Source organism: Pseudonocardia sp. (genome assembly GCF_050246655.1).
GTDB lineage: Bacteria > Actinomycetota > Actinomycetes > Mycobacteriales > Pseudonocardiaceae > Pseudonocardia.
Window position 1 is genome coordinate 1 of sequence record NZ_JBFWVQ010000133.1, and the last position, 13,919, is coordinate 13,919.

Genomic DNA, 13,919 nt, shown 5'->3' on the forward strand with positions numbered 1-13,919 from the left:
GCTCACGCTGCCGCGCTGGGCCGCCGCGCTCGCCGGGCTGCTGTTCACCCTCTCCCCGCTGGCCGTCACGCTGCAGCGCCAGATCTACCTCGACAACATCGCCGTCAGCCGGATGCTCGCGGCGATGGTGCTGGCGGTATCGCCGCGCCGCTACCTGTGGCATCACGCCGCCGCCGGGTTCTGCGCCGCGGTCGCGGTGCTCAGCAAGGAGACGATGCTCATCGCCCTGCCGGCGCTGCTGGTGCTGCTGTGGCAGGGCACGCACCCGGCGACGCGGAAGTTCTCGCTGGTCGGGTTCGCGGCGCTGTTCGGGCTGACCGGGGTGCTCTACCCGCTGTTCGCGCTGCTGCGCACCGAGCTGCTGCCCGGGGCCGACCACGTCTCGCTCGTCGACGGCATCGCCTTCCAGCTCACCCGGCCCGGCTCCGGCACATTCCTCGACGCGGACAGCGGCGCACGGCTGATCGTGGAGTCCTGGCTCTACTACGACGCGATCCTGGTCGTGGCCGGGCTGGCGTGCGCCGTCGGGGCGCTCGCGATCCGGACGATGCGCGGCCCCGCGCTCGCCGTGCTGCTCTTCGCCGTGATGGCGATGCGGCCCGGCTACCTGCCCGGCATGTACGTGGTGCAGGCCCTGCCGTTCCTCGCGCTCTGCATCGCGGGTGTGGCCGCCGCCGTCGTCGGGTTCGTCCTCACCTACCGGGCCCGGCCCGACACCACCGGCCGCCTGCTGCGGGGCGGCGCCGTCGCCGTCCTCGCGGCCGGGGCGATCGCGCTCGTCGTCCCGCCCTGGGTGGCGGGCGACCGCACGGCCATGACCGCGGACCTCAACGACAACGTCCACGCCGCGGTCGCCCATCTCGCCGCGATGCCCGATCCACAGGGGACGAACGTGATCGTCGACGACGCCATCTGGCTCGACCTCGTCCGGGCCGGCTACCGGCCGGGCGACGGCGCCGTCTGGTTCTACAAGCTGGACCTCGACCCCGCGGTGACGATCCCGGGCGGCGTCCACTACGTCGTGTCCACGCCGATCATCCGCGCGTCGACCACGGGGTTGCCGCGGGTCGTCCGGGCGCTGGAGAACTCGGTGCCCGTCGCGACGTTCGGCGCGGGGGGTGACCGGGTCGAGATCCGCCGCGTCCTGGAGCCGTGACCAGCCTCGACCAGCAGGTCGAGGGGCACGACGTCGCGCTGGCGCCGGTCGCGGCGGTCCGCACCGCCGTCACCGTCCTCGTCCCCACGTTCAACGAGGCCGCCAACGTCGGCGAGCTCGTCGCCCGGCTGCGCGAGGTGCTGCCCGGTGACGGGACGCACGAGGTCCTCTTCGTCGACGACAGCACGGACGACACGCCGCAGCGCATCCGCGACGCCGCCGCAGGGCCCGGGGCGCCGGTGCGCCTGCTGCACCGCGACGAGGGCACCGGCGGCCTCGGCGGGGCCGTCGTGGAGGGCTTGCGCGCGGCGTCGGGGGAGTGGGTCGTCGTGATGGACGGCGACCTGCAGCATCCGCCCACAGTGGTGCCGGGGCTCGTTGCGGCCGGGACCGAGGCGGGCGCCGACCTCGTCGTCGCCACCCGCTACGCCGGCGGCGGCGACAGCTGTGGGCTGGCCAACCGGTACCGGCGGCTGGTGTCGCAGTCCTCGACGACTCTCACGCGCGCGTTGTTCCCGCGCAGGCTCGCGGCGGTGTCGGATCCCATGAGCGGGTTCTTCGCCGTGCGGCGCCGCGCGCTGCGCCTCGACGACCTGCGCCCGCTCGGCTTCAAGATCATGCTGGAGCTGGTGGTGCGCAACGGCATCGACCGGATCGTGGAGGTGCCGTTCACGTTCGGGGAGCGCTTCGCGGGCGAGTCGAAGTCGTCGCTGCGGGAGGGCGCCCGGTTCGTCCGGCACCTCTGCGCGCTGCGGTTCGGCGGGTCCGCGTCCGTGCGGATCCTGGGCTTCGGGCTCGTCGGCCTCTCCGGGTTCATCCCCAACCTCGCCGTGCTGTGGCTGCTCAACACCGGCTACGGCATGCACTACCTGCCCGCGGCCGTGATCTCGACACAGGTCGCGATCCTGTGGAACTTCGTCCTCCTCGAGCTGCTGGTGTTCACCCACCACCGGCGATGGCGCGTCGGGGGGCGGCTGCTGTCCTTCCTCGCCCTCAACAACGTCGACCTGATCGCGCGGCTGCCGCTGCTCGCGCTCCTCGTCGAACGCGGCGGCATGGCCGTCGTCCCGGCCACGGCCGCGACGCTGCTCGTGGCGTTCGTCCTGCGCTTCCTCATCACCGACCGGCTGATCTACCTGCGCAGCAGGTGACCCGGCCGGGCTCCCACCCCCGATCCGCTCCCCGCAGATCGACACCTCCCACCCCGACGGAGGCCCCTCCATGTCCCTTGCCCAACGGTGCGCGCCACGGAGCGTGCCCGTGGCGCTCGCGGTCCTCGCGGTGGCCGCGGGCGCCGCGCTCGTCACGGTCGTTCCGGCGCGTGCCCTGCCCACCAACCTCGTCCAGAACGACGGCCTGGAGACTCTCGGCCCCGACGGGTTCCCCACCTGCTGGGAGAGGTCGGGCTGGGGCGACAACGACCACACGTTCACCGTCGTCCCCGACGCCCACGGCGGCGACAGCGCGATGGAGATCGAGATCACCCGGATCGTGAGCGGCGACCGCAAGACGATGATGCTGGAGACCGGCCCGTGCGCCCCGCAGGTCACGCCGGGCCACCAGTACGACCTCGGCGTCTGGTACAAGACGACGACGCCGAACACGGTCACCACGCTGTTCCGCCACGACGTGGACGACGGGTGGCAGTACTGGACCGACCTCGCGCACCTGCCGGTCGCCGCCGAGTTCACCCAGGCCACCGTGCGCACCCCGGTCGTCCCGCCCGACACGGACCAGATCACGTGGGGCGTGACGATCTACGGCGTCGGTACCCTGATCACCGACGACTACTCGATGACCGACCCCGACGAGCCCGAACCGGAGCCGGAGTGCACCGGGACGGCCGAGCAGTGCACGGCGGGATCGTGGGAGGTCCTCGCGACCGAGTCGCCGGCCCGCGGGATCCACGCGGTGCTGCTGCACACCGGCAAGGTGCTGCTCATCGCGGGTTCCGGCAACGACGAGGGCGCCTTCGCCGCCGGCACGTTCTCGACGGCGCTCTACGACCCGGCGACGGACACCTTCGAGTCGATCCCCACCCCGAGCGACCTGTTCTGCGCGGGCCACGTCCAGCTCGCCGACGGGCGGGTGCTCGTCATGGGCGGCAACAGGAACTACCCGAACCCCGCCAACGGCCACGGCTACGAGGGCCTGCGCACGTCGTTCATCTTCGACCCGGCCACCGAGGCCTACACGCCGACCAACGACATGAACGCGGGCCACTGGTACCCGTCGGCGACGATCCTGGGCACCGGCGACGTGCTGTCCTTCGGCGGGCTGGGCGAGGACTCGTCGGGCACGGTCGTGGCCGAGCGCTGGTCGCACGCGCAGGACCGCTGGCTGGGGATGGGGCAGGTCAACCAGACGTGGTCCTTCTGGGGGCTGTACCCGGCGATGATCCTCATGCAGGACGGGCGGCTGTTCTACACCGGCAGCCACGTCTTCGGCAACGGCCTGCCCGGCACGGGCGCCTCGGTGTTCGACTACGACACCGGCGTCATCACCGACGTCGCCGGCCTGCGCGACAAGGACGAGCGCGACCAGTCCGCGAGCGTGCTCCTGCACCCCGCGCAGGACCAGCGGGTGCTGACCGTCGGCGGCGGCAACGTCGACACCAACCCGGACGCGAACCGGCTCGTCGACATCATCGACCTCAAGGACCCCGACCCGGCCTACACGCCCGGCCCCGACCTGCCACAGGGCCACAACCACGACGGCAGCCCGCAGACCGGTGACCAGGGCAAGATGTACCTCTCCACGGTGCTGCTGCCCGACGGCCTCGTGTTCGAGACCGGCGGGGCCCTGCACAACCGGGCCGACGCCGTCGCCGAGGCGTCGATGTTCGACCCGGCGACGGACACGTTCACCCCCGGCATGGCCACCGACCCCGTCGACCGCGGCTACCACTCCGTCGCCACCCTGCTGCCCGACGGCCGCGTGCTCACCGCGGGCAACAACCCCGGCGACGGCTCGTTCGACAACCGGATCTCGCTGTACTCCCCGCCCTACTCCTTCGCGGGCGACCGCCCCGAGATCGTCTCGGTCGCTGCCACGGAATGGACCTACGGCAGCGTCCAGGAGGTGACGGTGGACGGCCCGGTCGCCTCGGCGACCCTGATCCGCCCGGCGGCCGTGACCCACTCCTCCGACCCCAACCAGCGGTCGGTCGCCCTCCCGATGACGGTCGACGGCGACGTCCTCGGCCTGAACGTCACGTCCAACCCGAACCTGGCTCCCCCCGGCTGGTACATGCTCTTCGTGACCGACGCCGCCGGGATCCCCTCCGTCGCGAAGTGGGTGCGGCTGTCATGAGTGCTCGGTACATCGCGTGCCTGCTGGCGGCCCTCGCCGCCGTCCTGCCGGCCGGCGGGGCCCCCGCTGCGGACCCCGGCCCGGCGGTGCGGCTGGTCGCGGCCCCGGAGCCGGCCGAGGAGGGCCCGGGCGAGGACTCCGACGAGGGTCTCGACGAGAGTTCGGACGAGGATGCCGACGAGGACGCCGCGACGGCGAGGTCGGCGCCCTCGGCCGCGCCGACGACGCCGTCGAAGCCGCTGCAGGGCAAGCCGCGCCCGACCACCACCGCACCGCCCACCTCGACGACGTCGGCCCCGACGAGGACGCCCGGGATCCCACCGGGCTGGGACCCCGCCGCCGAGGCGGCGAAGTGGGCGGAGGTGGCGCGGACCCTGCGGGAGAAGCGGCGCCAGCAGCCCGATCCCCGCGTCGTGGACTCGTTCGCCTCGCAGCTGTCCGGCGAGCGCCGCGGACCCGGGCGCACGAAGCGCTCGGAGCCGGTGGCGTCGGACGTCGACGGCTGCGACCGCGCCTACGGCACCGCCGGTCAGTGCATCCCCACGACGCTCCCGCCGGGCGTCGCCGACCTGTGTGCCTACCTGGCCTCGCGGGGCTTCCCGCCGGTGCGCGTCAACGGGGCGGACACGCTGGGAGTAGACCCGGACGGCAACCGGGTGGCCTGCGGCTGAGCTGAACGTCCCAACGTACAGCGTCGATGTGAGGAATCCAAGATGGATGGTTAACGGTGCGCTGGCCAGCGGCGATGCTCACGGTGAGCGGCCCAGGACGGCCCGCGTATCCGTCCGCTCAGCCCGAGGGGTTCGCGCCATGTGTCACACCGTCCGCTCGATCCTCAGCCGGTGAGCACGGCACCGGACATCGACGGCAGCGGCGGGGTCCGAGCCGTGCACGCCGATGAGACGCTCTCCATCCTCGTCGTCGACGCCCACCAGCTCTTCGCCATGACCCTGGAGATCGCCCTCGTCCGCGAGGGCTACCGCGTCCACCGCTGCGCCACGGCCCGGTCCCACGAGGTGCTCGGCCAGGCGGCGGTGTTGCCCCCGGGGCTCGCCCTCGTCGACGTGGATCGGGAGCCCGGTCGCGGGGCCGATCCGGGTGCCGATCTCGACGCCGGCCGCGGCGACGTCGTCGAGACCATCCGGGGCCTCGTCGTCGACGGCTGGACCGTCGTGGTCGTCACGGGGGAGCCCGACGACCCGGGCGCCGCGGCGGCCGCGCTGGCCGGAGCGGGCGCTCTGGTCGCCAAGTCCGCATCGTTCGACACGCTGCTCGACCTCGTCCGCACCGTCGCGGCGGGACGTCAGCCCATGCTCCCGCTGGAACGGCGGCGCTGGCTCGCCGAACAGCGCCGCGTCGTCGAGGCCAGCACCCGCCACGGCGAGCGCCTCGCCCGGCTCACCCTGCGCGAGCGCGAGGTGCTCGACGAGCTCGCCGCCGGGTACCGGCCTGCGGCGATCGCGCGGCGCGCCGACGTCGCCGTCACGACCGTGCGCAGCCAGATCCGTTCCATCCTCGGCAAGCTGGAGGTCTGCTCGCAGCTCGAGGCCGTCGCGTTGCTCCACGGCGCGGCGGAGCGTACGGCCCGCCGGGCCTGACGCGGCGGGTCCCCATCCGGGGGTGTTGCGGCGCCGGGCGCGGGGGACAGGATGTGCGACGCGCCACGGTCCGGCGGCGACGCGTCGCGCGCCGGAGCGACCCGAACGTGTGAGGAGTTCCAGCGTCGTGACCGCACCCTCCGTTCCGTCCTATGCCTCCGGTACCTCCGACGTGCCGCTGCTCGGTGACACGATCGGCGACAACCTCGACCGGACGGTGACGACCTTCCCCGACCGCGAGGCCATGGTCGACGTGCCGAGCGGTCGCCGGTGGACGTATGCGCAGCTGCGCGTGGACGTGGACACGGTGGCGAAGGGCCTGGTCGCCGCTGGTGTGGGCAAGGGCGACCGGGTGGGGATCTGGTCGCCGAACGCGGCCGAGTGGACGTTGGTGCAGTACGCGACGGCGAAGATCGGCGCCATCCTGGTGAACATCAACCCGGCGTACCGGACCCACGAGCTGGAGTACGTGCTCAACCAGGCGGGGATCTCGTTGCTGGTCGCGGCGACGAGTTTCAAGACCTCGGACTACGCGGCCATGATCGCCGAGGTCCGGCCGAGCTGTCCGGGGCTGCGCAACGTGGTGCTGATCGGCACCTCGGACTGGGACGAGCTGGTGGCCGCGGGCCGGGGCGGTGACGACGCGGACCTGGCGCGTCGGCAGGCCGAGCTGAGCCCGGACGATCCGATCAACATCCAGTACACCTCGGGGACGACGGGTTTCCCGAAGGGTGCGACGCTGTCGCATCACAACATCCTGAACAACGGGCACTTCGTCGGCCGGATCTGCGGCTACACGGAGATCGACCGGGTGTGCATCCCTGTGCCCTTCTACCACTGCTTCGGCATGGTGATGGGCAACCTGGCGTGCACGTCGATCGGCGCGACGATGGTGATCCCGGCACCGGGGTTCGACCCGAAGGCGACGCTGCGGGCGGTGGCGCAGGAGCGGTGCACGTCGCTGTACGGGGTGCCGACGATGTTCATCGCGGAGCTGAACGATCCGGATTTCGAGTCGTTCGATCTGTCCTCGTTGCGGACGGGGATCATGGCCGGCTCGCCGTGCCCGGTGGAGGTGATGAAGCAGGTCGTGGACCGGATGGGCATGACGGAGGTGACGATCTGCTACGGGATGACGGAGACCTCGCCGGTGTCGACGCAGACCCGCGCGGACGACTCGCTGGACCTGCGAGTGTCCACGGTGGGCCGGGTGCACCCCCACGTGGAGGTCAAGATCGTCGATCCGGACACGGGGTTGACGGTGCCGCGGGGGACCCCGGGTGAGTTCTGCACGCGGGGCTACTCCGTGATGCTCGGGTACTGGGAGGAGCCGGAGAAGACCGCGGAGGCGATCGACGCTGCCCGCTGGATGCACACCGGTGACCTGGCGGTGATGGACTCCGACGGCTACGTCAACATCACCGGCCGGATCAAGGACATGGTGATCCGTGGTGGGGAGAACGTCTACCCGCGCGAGATCGAGGAGTTCCTCTACACCCATCCCGATGTGCTGGACGCGCAGGTGGTGGGGGTGCCCGACGTCCGGTACGGCGAGGAGCTGTGCGCCTGGGTGAAACTGCGCGAGGGGGCCGAGGAGCTCACCGCGGATTCGGTGCGCGAGTTCGCCACCGGCAAGCTCGCCCACTACAAGATCCCCCGCTACGTCGTGGTGGTGGAGGAGTTCCCGATGACGGTCACCGGCAAGGTCCGCAAGGTCGAGATGCGCGCGAGGTCCGTCGACCTGCTCGATCTGCACGACGCCGCGGCCGTTCGCAACGCCTGACGCGGCTGCGCCGGGTCGCGCCGCGGACTAAGGTGTTCCGTGCGCGTCCCGGTGTCCTCCGACGCCAGGGCGCGTTCGTCGTGCGAGGGCACAGGAGCCCCCGCACGGGGTCACGATCGAGGAACGGGTGAGCACGGTGCCGACCGGCAGGGTCAAGTGGTACGACGCGGACAAGGGTTTCGGCTTCCTCGCCCAGGACGGCGGCCCCGACGTCTACGTCCGCAAGGCGGCGCTCCCGCCCGGGGCCACCGCGCTGAAGCCCGGCCAGCGGGTGGAGTTCGGCATGGCCGAAGGCCGGCGCGGACCGCAGGCGCTGTCGGTGCGGCTGGTCGACAAGCCCCCGTCGGTGGTCGAGGCCGTCCGCCGTCCGGCCGAGGACCTGCACAGCCTCATCGAGGACATGATCCGGCTGCTCGAGACCAAGGTGCAGCCGGACCTGCGGCGCGGCCGCTACCCGGACCGCAAGACGTGCAAGCTCGCCGCGGAGGTCGTCCGCACCGTGGCGCGGGACCTGGACGGCTGATCCGTCCTCTGTGTGACGGGTTCCCGTCCGGTCGGCGTCGCTCGACGCGGGCGTGGGTCGTCGGGCGCGTCTCGCGTCGCGGGGTTCGCCCCCTGTCCGCGCGGCGCCATCGACGGCGGCGACACGACCGGGCGCTGAGCCCCCGGGCTGCTCTACCCGGCGTCGGTGGCGCGCCGCGGGGGTTCTGGCCGGCGCGCGGGTTCCGCCCGCGGCTTCGCAGGGTTGGCGCGCGGTTCGCAGGGGTTCCCGTCCTGCTTCCGGAGGTTGGCGTGCGCTTCGCAGGGTCTGCGTGCGGTTCGCAGGGTTTGCGCGCGGTTCGCAAGGGTCCCCGGCCTGCGTCCGGAGGTTGGCGTGCGCTTCGCAGGGTTGGCGCGCGCTTCGCAGGGGCCCCCGCCCGCTTCGCAGAGTTCGCGTGCGCTTCGCAGGGGCTGCAGCGCCTGCGAACCGTGTCTGGGGTCTGCGAGGCTGCGGGTGGTCTCTACGAGGACGCGGGCGGAGGAGCCCGGGCAGTCCCGACTGGGCCTGCCGGTCAGTTCCTGGGTGGCCGGGGTCGGCGCGCGCTTCGGTACCCGGGCCGGGCGCTGGCCCTCGCCATCCCGGCCGCGGGCCGCACGGTACCCCGGCCGAGGGCCGCTCAGTACCGGCCAGCCGGCGGCCACCCGCCCGCCGCCGACGCCCCCGGGACCGTCACGGCCCGTCGAGGGCGGGCGTCGTGAGCACCCAGCTCGCCCGGATCGGGAACTCCACCTCGCCGTTCTCGGCAGGCTGGGGCGGCGGCCCGAACTGCTGCACCTGCGCGGTGAGCAGTTGGTCGGTGGGTGCGGGCAGCTCCAGCAGGTAGTCGCTGCGCTCATCGGGGGCGAAGACGGGCGTGCGGCCGTCCACCTCCTCGCCGCCACCGCTGCGATACCGGAACACCACGTGCCACGGTGTCTCCGCGACCTCGCCCGGCACCTCCACCCGCACCGGGGTGCCCGGCGGCACCTCCATCCGGACGGGGGCCGTCGCGTCGTCGTCGCACTCGGTGAGCTGTAGGTCGCAGTAGCGGGCGGGCCCGACCGTCGACTCCTGCCCTCCGACGCCGAACGTCACCTCAGGAGGGCCGCCGAAGCCGCAGGCGGGAAGGGCCAACGCCGCCAGGAGCACGGGGACGAGACGGCGCACAGCGTCACCGTACCCACCGCGAGTTGCGCATCTCGTCAGGCGGTGTTGCGCGTTCGGTCCGCGGCGGGTCCGGACGGGAACCGCAACGCGGCCTGACGGATTGCGCAACTCGCGGGTCAGGCGGCGGCCGAGGGGGCGACCCTCGGGCTGATCAGCGGCAGCCCGCCGCCCCGCGAGATCAGTGCCGTCTGCACCCCGCCGAGCGCGACCACTCCCGCGATCATCGCGAACCCGATCCACCACGTCGTGTGGGGCAGCAGCACGCCCAGCGCGCCGCCGAACACCCAGGCCAGCTGCAGCACCGTCTCCGAGCGCCCGAACGCCGAGGCGCGCGAGCGCTCCGGGAGATCGCGCTGGATGACCGCGTCCAGGCACACCTTCGCCACCGCGCTGCAGGTGGCCGCCACCAGGCCCACCACGGCCGCGCTCACGATCCCCGGCAGCAGCACCGCGCCCACCACCGCCAGCACGGGTACCGCGACGCAGATCAGCAGCACCGTGTCGGAGTGGGGGAACCTCGCTCGCGAGCCGACCGCGTTCCCCACGAACGAGCCCACCCCGGCCGCGGCTCCGACGATGCCGATGAGCAGCAGCTGGCGCGCGGGGTCCGTCTCCGACTGCGCCTTGACGACGAAGGCCACGAACAGCGTCAGAAAGCCCGTCAGGACGCGGATCGAGCCGTTGCCCCAGAGCCCCACCAGCACACCGCGCCCGATCGGGACCCGCTCGCGGCTCGACGTCCGCAGCGTCGCGGGTGCCTCACCCTCCGTCGACTCCACCCAGGCCGGGATCCGCGCGCACAGCGCCGCGCCGGTGAGCGCCAGCAGCGCCGTGTACCACAGCGCCCCCGGCGATCCCGCCAACCAGGCGATCCCGGCCGCCACCGCACCCGACACCGCCCCCGCCGCAAGGCCGAACGTCGTGAGCCGGGAGTTCGTCGTGACCAGAGTGATCGACGGTGGCAGCACCCGCGGCGTGACGGCCGCCTTCAGCACCACGAACGACTTGCTCAGCACCATGACGCCCAGCGCCGCCGGGTAGAGCAGCCAGCTGTCGTACTCGTAGGCCATGACGATCGCGAGCACGCCTCGCAGCACGAACGATGCGGCGAGCGCCGCGCGGCGACCCCGCTGGAGGCGGTCCAGCATCGGCCCGATGACCGGCGCGACGACAGCGAAGGGTGCGACGGTGATCGCCAGGTAGAGCGCAACGTTCGTCTTGGACTCGGCCGTCGCCGCGGCGAAGAACAGCGTGTTGGCCAGCGCGACCGCGACCGCGGCGTCCACGGCGTAGGTGAACATCGTCGCGTAGGTCAGCGCGGTGAGGCCCGAACGGTCCGCGCCGTCGGCGGTGGCGGCGCGGCGGAACGCGGCGACGCCGCCCTGGGTGAACTTCCCGCCCCGGCGTGCAGCCGCCGCGGCGAACCCGCGGGCGCCGCGGGGGGTGGCGTCCGACGCCGCGCGGGCCGCGGAGCCGGCCCACGCGGAGGGCCCGGCTGAGGTCGTGCCGGCCCCCGGTGGGAGGTGGGCGGTGCCGTGCGGGCCCGGGCCGGTCGCGGTGGTGCCGGTGCGGCTGCCCGGGGGTGGGAGGTGGGTGGTGCTGTGCGGGCCCGGGCCGGTCCCGGCTCCCGGGGGCGGAAGGTAGGCGGTGCCCTGCGGACCCGGGCCGGTCGGCGGCAGCGACGACGTGGCGGGGCGCTCGGCGGCTTCGCCGGGGGCGTCTCCGGCAGGCGCCGGGTCCTCCGGGACGCCGTGACGTGGGCCTCCGGATCGCGCCGGTGTGCCGTGCGGCGGGGTCGGGCGTGGCGAGCCGACCGGATGGGTCCGGGTGGGAGGCGAACCCGCCGTGGCTTCCCGCGGGGGCGTCGACGGCGGTGCCGACCGCTGCAGAGTCGACGGCGGGCTCGGCTGCGGGGGTGACGGGGCCGGGACGCCCGACGGCAGCGGGGCCGGGGCGCCCGACGGCGGCGGGGCCGGAGGGCCCGACGGCTGCGGGATCGACCTCGGCGGCGGTGTCGGCGGCGGGGTCGACAGCTGGGTCGGCGGCGGCGTCGACAGCGGGCTCGGCTGCGGGGTCGACGGGGCCTGAGCCCCCAACGGCTGCGACCTCGACGGCTGAGCCCGCGGCGGGCCCACCGGCGGCCACGACGGCGGCAGCCCCGCAGGGTTCGAGCCATCGGGCGCCGGGGGGACGTCGGCGATGTCGGGTGGCGTGCGCCGGTACACCGTCGGGTCGTAATACGGATCCTCATGCCACGGGTAGCGCCGCGTACTGGCGTCCGGGCGGGGTCCCGGACCGGTGTGCACCGCCGGCGATGTACCGGCGGGGCCCGCCCGACCGGGCCCCGCACGGCCCGGGTCGCCCGCGCCAGGACACGGCGCGGCGTCGGCGGCGACCCCGTTCCGGGGTCCGCGGCGCCGCGGGAACCAACCGGACCGGGCCATGCCGCCATTCTGACCCATCCCGGGCCCGTCCTGCCGCTGGTGCCGACGGGTCCCGGCCGACCCAGGGCGACGATGCGTGACCATCCGCCCTGAACAGGTGAATCCCGCTGCGTCACACGCGTCACCGCCATCCGGACGGCGCGGGGCGGCTGGCAGGATGACGGCGCCGCGTGCATGCTGCTGCGGCCGACCGGGCCCGCGCCGGCTTCCGCGGCCGGCCCGACCGCGCCGGGCCGACACCGGGAAAGGTGCAGATGCGCAGCGTCGGGCCGGGTGGCTGTGCGGGCGTGCGGGGCCGCGCGCTCGCCGCGCTGCTCTGCGTCCTGACCGCGGCCTGCCTGACCGCAGCCTGCGCACCGGCGACCGTGGGGTCGACCCGGCCGGTCCCGCCCGCTGCAGCGACACCGGCCGGTCCGAGCACGTGGGACGCGTTCGCCGGGCAACGCGTCCCGGCGCTGCGTCGCCTGGCGGAGCCGATCCTCACCTGCATCGCCCGCCGCGACACCGCCCGTCCCGCCTTCCACGGCTGCGTCGACTGGCACAGCGCGGTGCATGCGACGTACGCCCTGCTCGCGATCGGCCGGATCACCGGCGACACCGGCTACCGGGACGCCGCGGTCCGCGCCCTCGGCGGGCCGCAGGCCCTGACGGCCGAGGCGGACGCGGTTCGCGCCGGCGACCTGCCCGAGGAGGAGCCGTACGGCTTCGCGTGGGCACTGGTGCTCGACGTGGAGGCCGACCGGGCGGGGATCGGGCTCACCCACGGCGTCGGGTCGGCGGCGCGGGACCGGCTCGTCGACTACCTGTCCGGTCTCGGGGACTCGCCCCGCCTCTACCGGGCCGCCGCACAACCCGACTACGCGAACGTCACGTGGCCGACCTACGCCCTGCTGCGCTGGGCGCACCGGTTCGGTGACGCCGCCGCGGCACAGGCCGCGGGCCGGACCGCGGCGCTGCTCCTGGGCGAGCGCGGCCGGGCCGCGGCGTGCGCAGGCGTGGACGAGACCGGGTTCCTGCCGCCGTGCCACCTGCTGCCGCTGCTCGCCTCGGCACTCGACCGGCCGCCCACCGACCTGCTCGCGGCGCTGCCGCCGCTGGTCGACACCGCCCCGCTGGGCGCGCACCTGCCGGCCGTGCACAGCGCCGGGTTGACCTTCTCCCGCTCCTGGGGCGTGTACGCGGCGTACCGGCTCTCCGGTGACCCGGCGCTGCGCGACACGTGGGCCCGGCTGGTCGCGGACCAGCTGGGGCGCGAGGACCAGTGGCGCCACGGCTACGACACCTACGCCCACTGGGTCGCGCAGTTCGGCGTCTTCTCCATCGCGGCGACCTTCGACGACATGTAACGGGCGGGGGCGGCCCTGCGACGGTCGCACCAGGAACGCCGGGCAGGAGGCACCGAGGTGGGCGACCGAGTGGGCGAGGAGACGTTCGGCCCGTACCGGATCGAGTCACTCATCGGCCGTGGCGGCATGGGCGAGGTCCATCGCGCCTTCGACACCCGACGCGACCGCATCGTCGCCCTCAAGAGGCTGCCGACGGCGCTCGCGCAGGACGAGGACTTCCGGGCCCGCTTCCGCAAGGAGGCCTCCGTCGCCGCCCGCCTGCACGAACCGCACATCGTGCCGATCCACGACTTCGGCGAGATCGACGGCGTGCTGTTCATCGACATGCGGCTGGTGGAGGGCGAGGACCTGGCCGCCCTGCTGAAGCGGCAGGGAGCGCTGCCGCCCGGCCGGGCGGTGAACATCGTCGCGCAGGTCGCGGCGGCCCTCGACGTGGCGCACGAGCAGGGTCTGGTGCACCGCGACATCAAGCCGGCGAACATCCTGGTCACGCCCGCGTCGACCGGGGCCGACGAGTTCGTGTACGTCGCGGACTTCGGCATCGCCCGCTCGTTCCTCAGCGGCTCCACCTCGCTCACCGCGACGGGCGCCAC

General features: G+C 73.8%; 12 protein-coding genes. 10 read left to right on the forward strand and 2 right to left on the reverse strand.

The features are described 5' to 3' along the window. From AB7J25_RS26785 to AB7J25_RS26815, 7 genes are all read left to right on the forward strand, one after another. The coding region (locus tag AB7J25_RS26785; protein WP_428513436.1) for a phospholipid carrier-dependent glycosyltransferase at window positions 1-1,156 on the forward strand (1,156 nt) is incomplete at its 5' end. Further along, complete coding sequence (locus AB7J25_RS26790) at window positions 1,153-2,307, forward strand: glycosyltransferase (RefSeq protein ID WP_428513438.1); 1,155 nt, start codon at window positions 1,153-1,155, stop codon at window positions 2,305-2,307. The genes AB7J25_RS26785 and AB7J25_RS26790, both read left to right, overlap by 4 nt. 109 nt (window positions 2,308-2,416) lie before the next feature. After that, on the forward strand, window positions 2,417-4,468 hold the full coding sequence (locus AB7J25_RS26795; protein WP_428513440.1) for a galactose oxidase-like domain-containing protein: 2,052 nt from the start codon (window positions 2,417-2,419) through the stop codon (window positions 4,466-4,468). After that, complete coding sequence (locus AB7J25_RS26800; RefSeq protein ID WP_428513442.1) at window positions 4,465-5,139, forward strand: hypothetical protein; 675 nt, start codon at window positions 4,465-4,467, stop codon at window positions 5,137-5,139. Before AB7J25_RS26795 ends, AB7J25_RS26800 begins: the two co-directional genes overlap by 4 nt. Window positions 5,140-5,310: 171 nt before the next feature. Next, complete coding sequence (locus tag AB7J25_RS26805) at window positions 5,311-6,066, forward strand: DNA-binding response regulator (protein ID WP_428513444.1); 756 nt, start codon at window positions 5,311-5,313, stop codon at window positions 6,064-6,066. Window positions 6,067-6,193: 127 nt separating this feature from the next. Then, window positions 6,194-7,849 (forward strand): AMP-binding protein, encoded by a 1,656-nt coding sequence (locus tag AB7J25_RS26810; protein ID WP_428513446.1) that lies wholly within the window; start codon window positions 6,194-6,196, stop codon window positions 7,847-7,849. A 136-nt stretch (window positions 7,850-7,985) separates the two neighbouring features. Beyond that, window positions 7,986-8,372: a cold-shock protein gene (locus AB7J25_RS26815; RefSeq protein WP_428513458.1), complete on the forward strand. Its 387-nt coding sequence runs from the start codon at window positions 7,986-7,988 to the stop codon at window positions 8,370-8,372. A gap of 687 nt (window positions 8,373-9,059) precedes the next feature. Here AB7J25_RS26815 and AB7J25_RS26820 read toward each other — a convergent pair. Together AB7J25_RS26820 and AB7J25_RS26825 are read right to left on the reverse strand one after the other, a co-directional pair. Continuing rightward, entirely contained in the window at window positions 9,060-9,536 is a 477-nt protein-coding gene (locus tag AB7J25_RS26820; RefSeq protein WP_428513448.1) for a DUF2771 family protein, read from the reverse strand. A 116-nt stretch (window positions 9,537-9,652) separates the two neighbouring features. Next, window positions 9,653-10,837, reverse strand: a complete 1,185-nt coding sequence (locus AB7J25_RS26825; RefSeq protein ID WP_428513450.1) for an MFS transporter — start codon at window positions 10,835-10,837, stop codon at window positions 9,653-9,655. A gap of 544 nt (window positions 10,838-11,381) precedes the next feature. Here AB7J25_RS26825 and AB7J25_RS26830 point away from each other — a divergent pair. The 3 genes from AB7J25_RS26830 to AB7J25_RS26840 form a co-directional block, all read left to right on the forward strand. Beyond that, on the forward strand, window positions 11,382-11,624 hold the full coding sequence (locus tag AB7J25_RS26830) for a hypothetical protein (RefSeq protein WP_428513452.1): 243 nt from the start codon (window positions 11,382-11,384) through the stop codon (window positions 11,622-11,624). Window positions 11,625-12,150: 526 nt separating this feature from the next. After that, window positions 12,151-13,326 carry a DUF2891 family protein gene (locus AB7J25_RS26835; protein ID WP_428513454.1) on the forward strand — a complete coding sequence of 392 codons (1,176 nt, stop codon included), beginning with the start codon at window positions 12,151-12,153 and terminating at the stop codon, window positions 13,324-13,326. 57 nt (window positions 13,327-13,383) lie between these two features. After that, a partial coding sequence (locus tag AB7J25_RS26840) for a serine/threonine-protein kinase (protein ID WP_428513456.1) occupies window positions 13,384-13,919 on the forward strand: 536 nt, incomplete at its 3' end.

Coding starts and splice junctions, on each gene's coding strand:
- AB7J25_RS26825 (WP_428513450.1), bottom strand. CDS start 10,837: ATGTTCACCTACGCCGTGGACGCCGCGGTCGCGGTCGCGCTGGCCAAC.
- AB7J25_RS26800 (WP_428513442.1), top strand. CDS start 4,465: ATGAGTGCTCGGTACATCGCGTGCCTGCTGGCGGCCCTCGCCGCCGTC.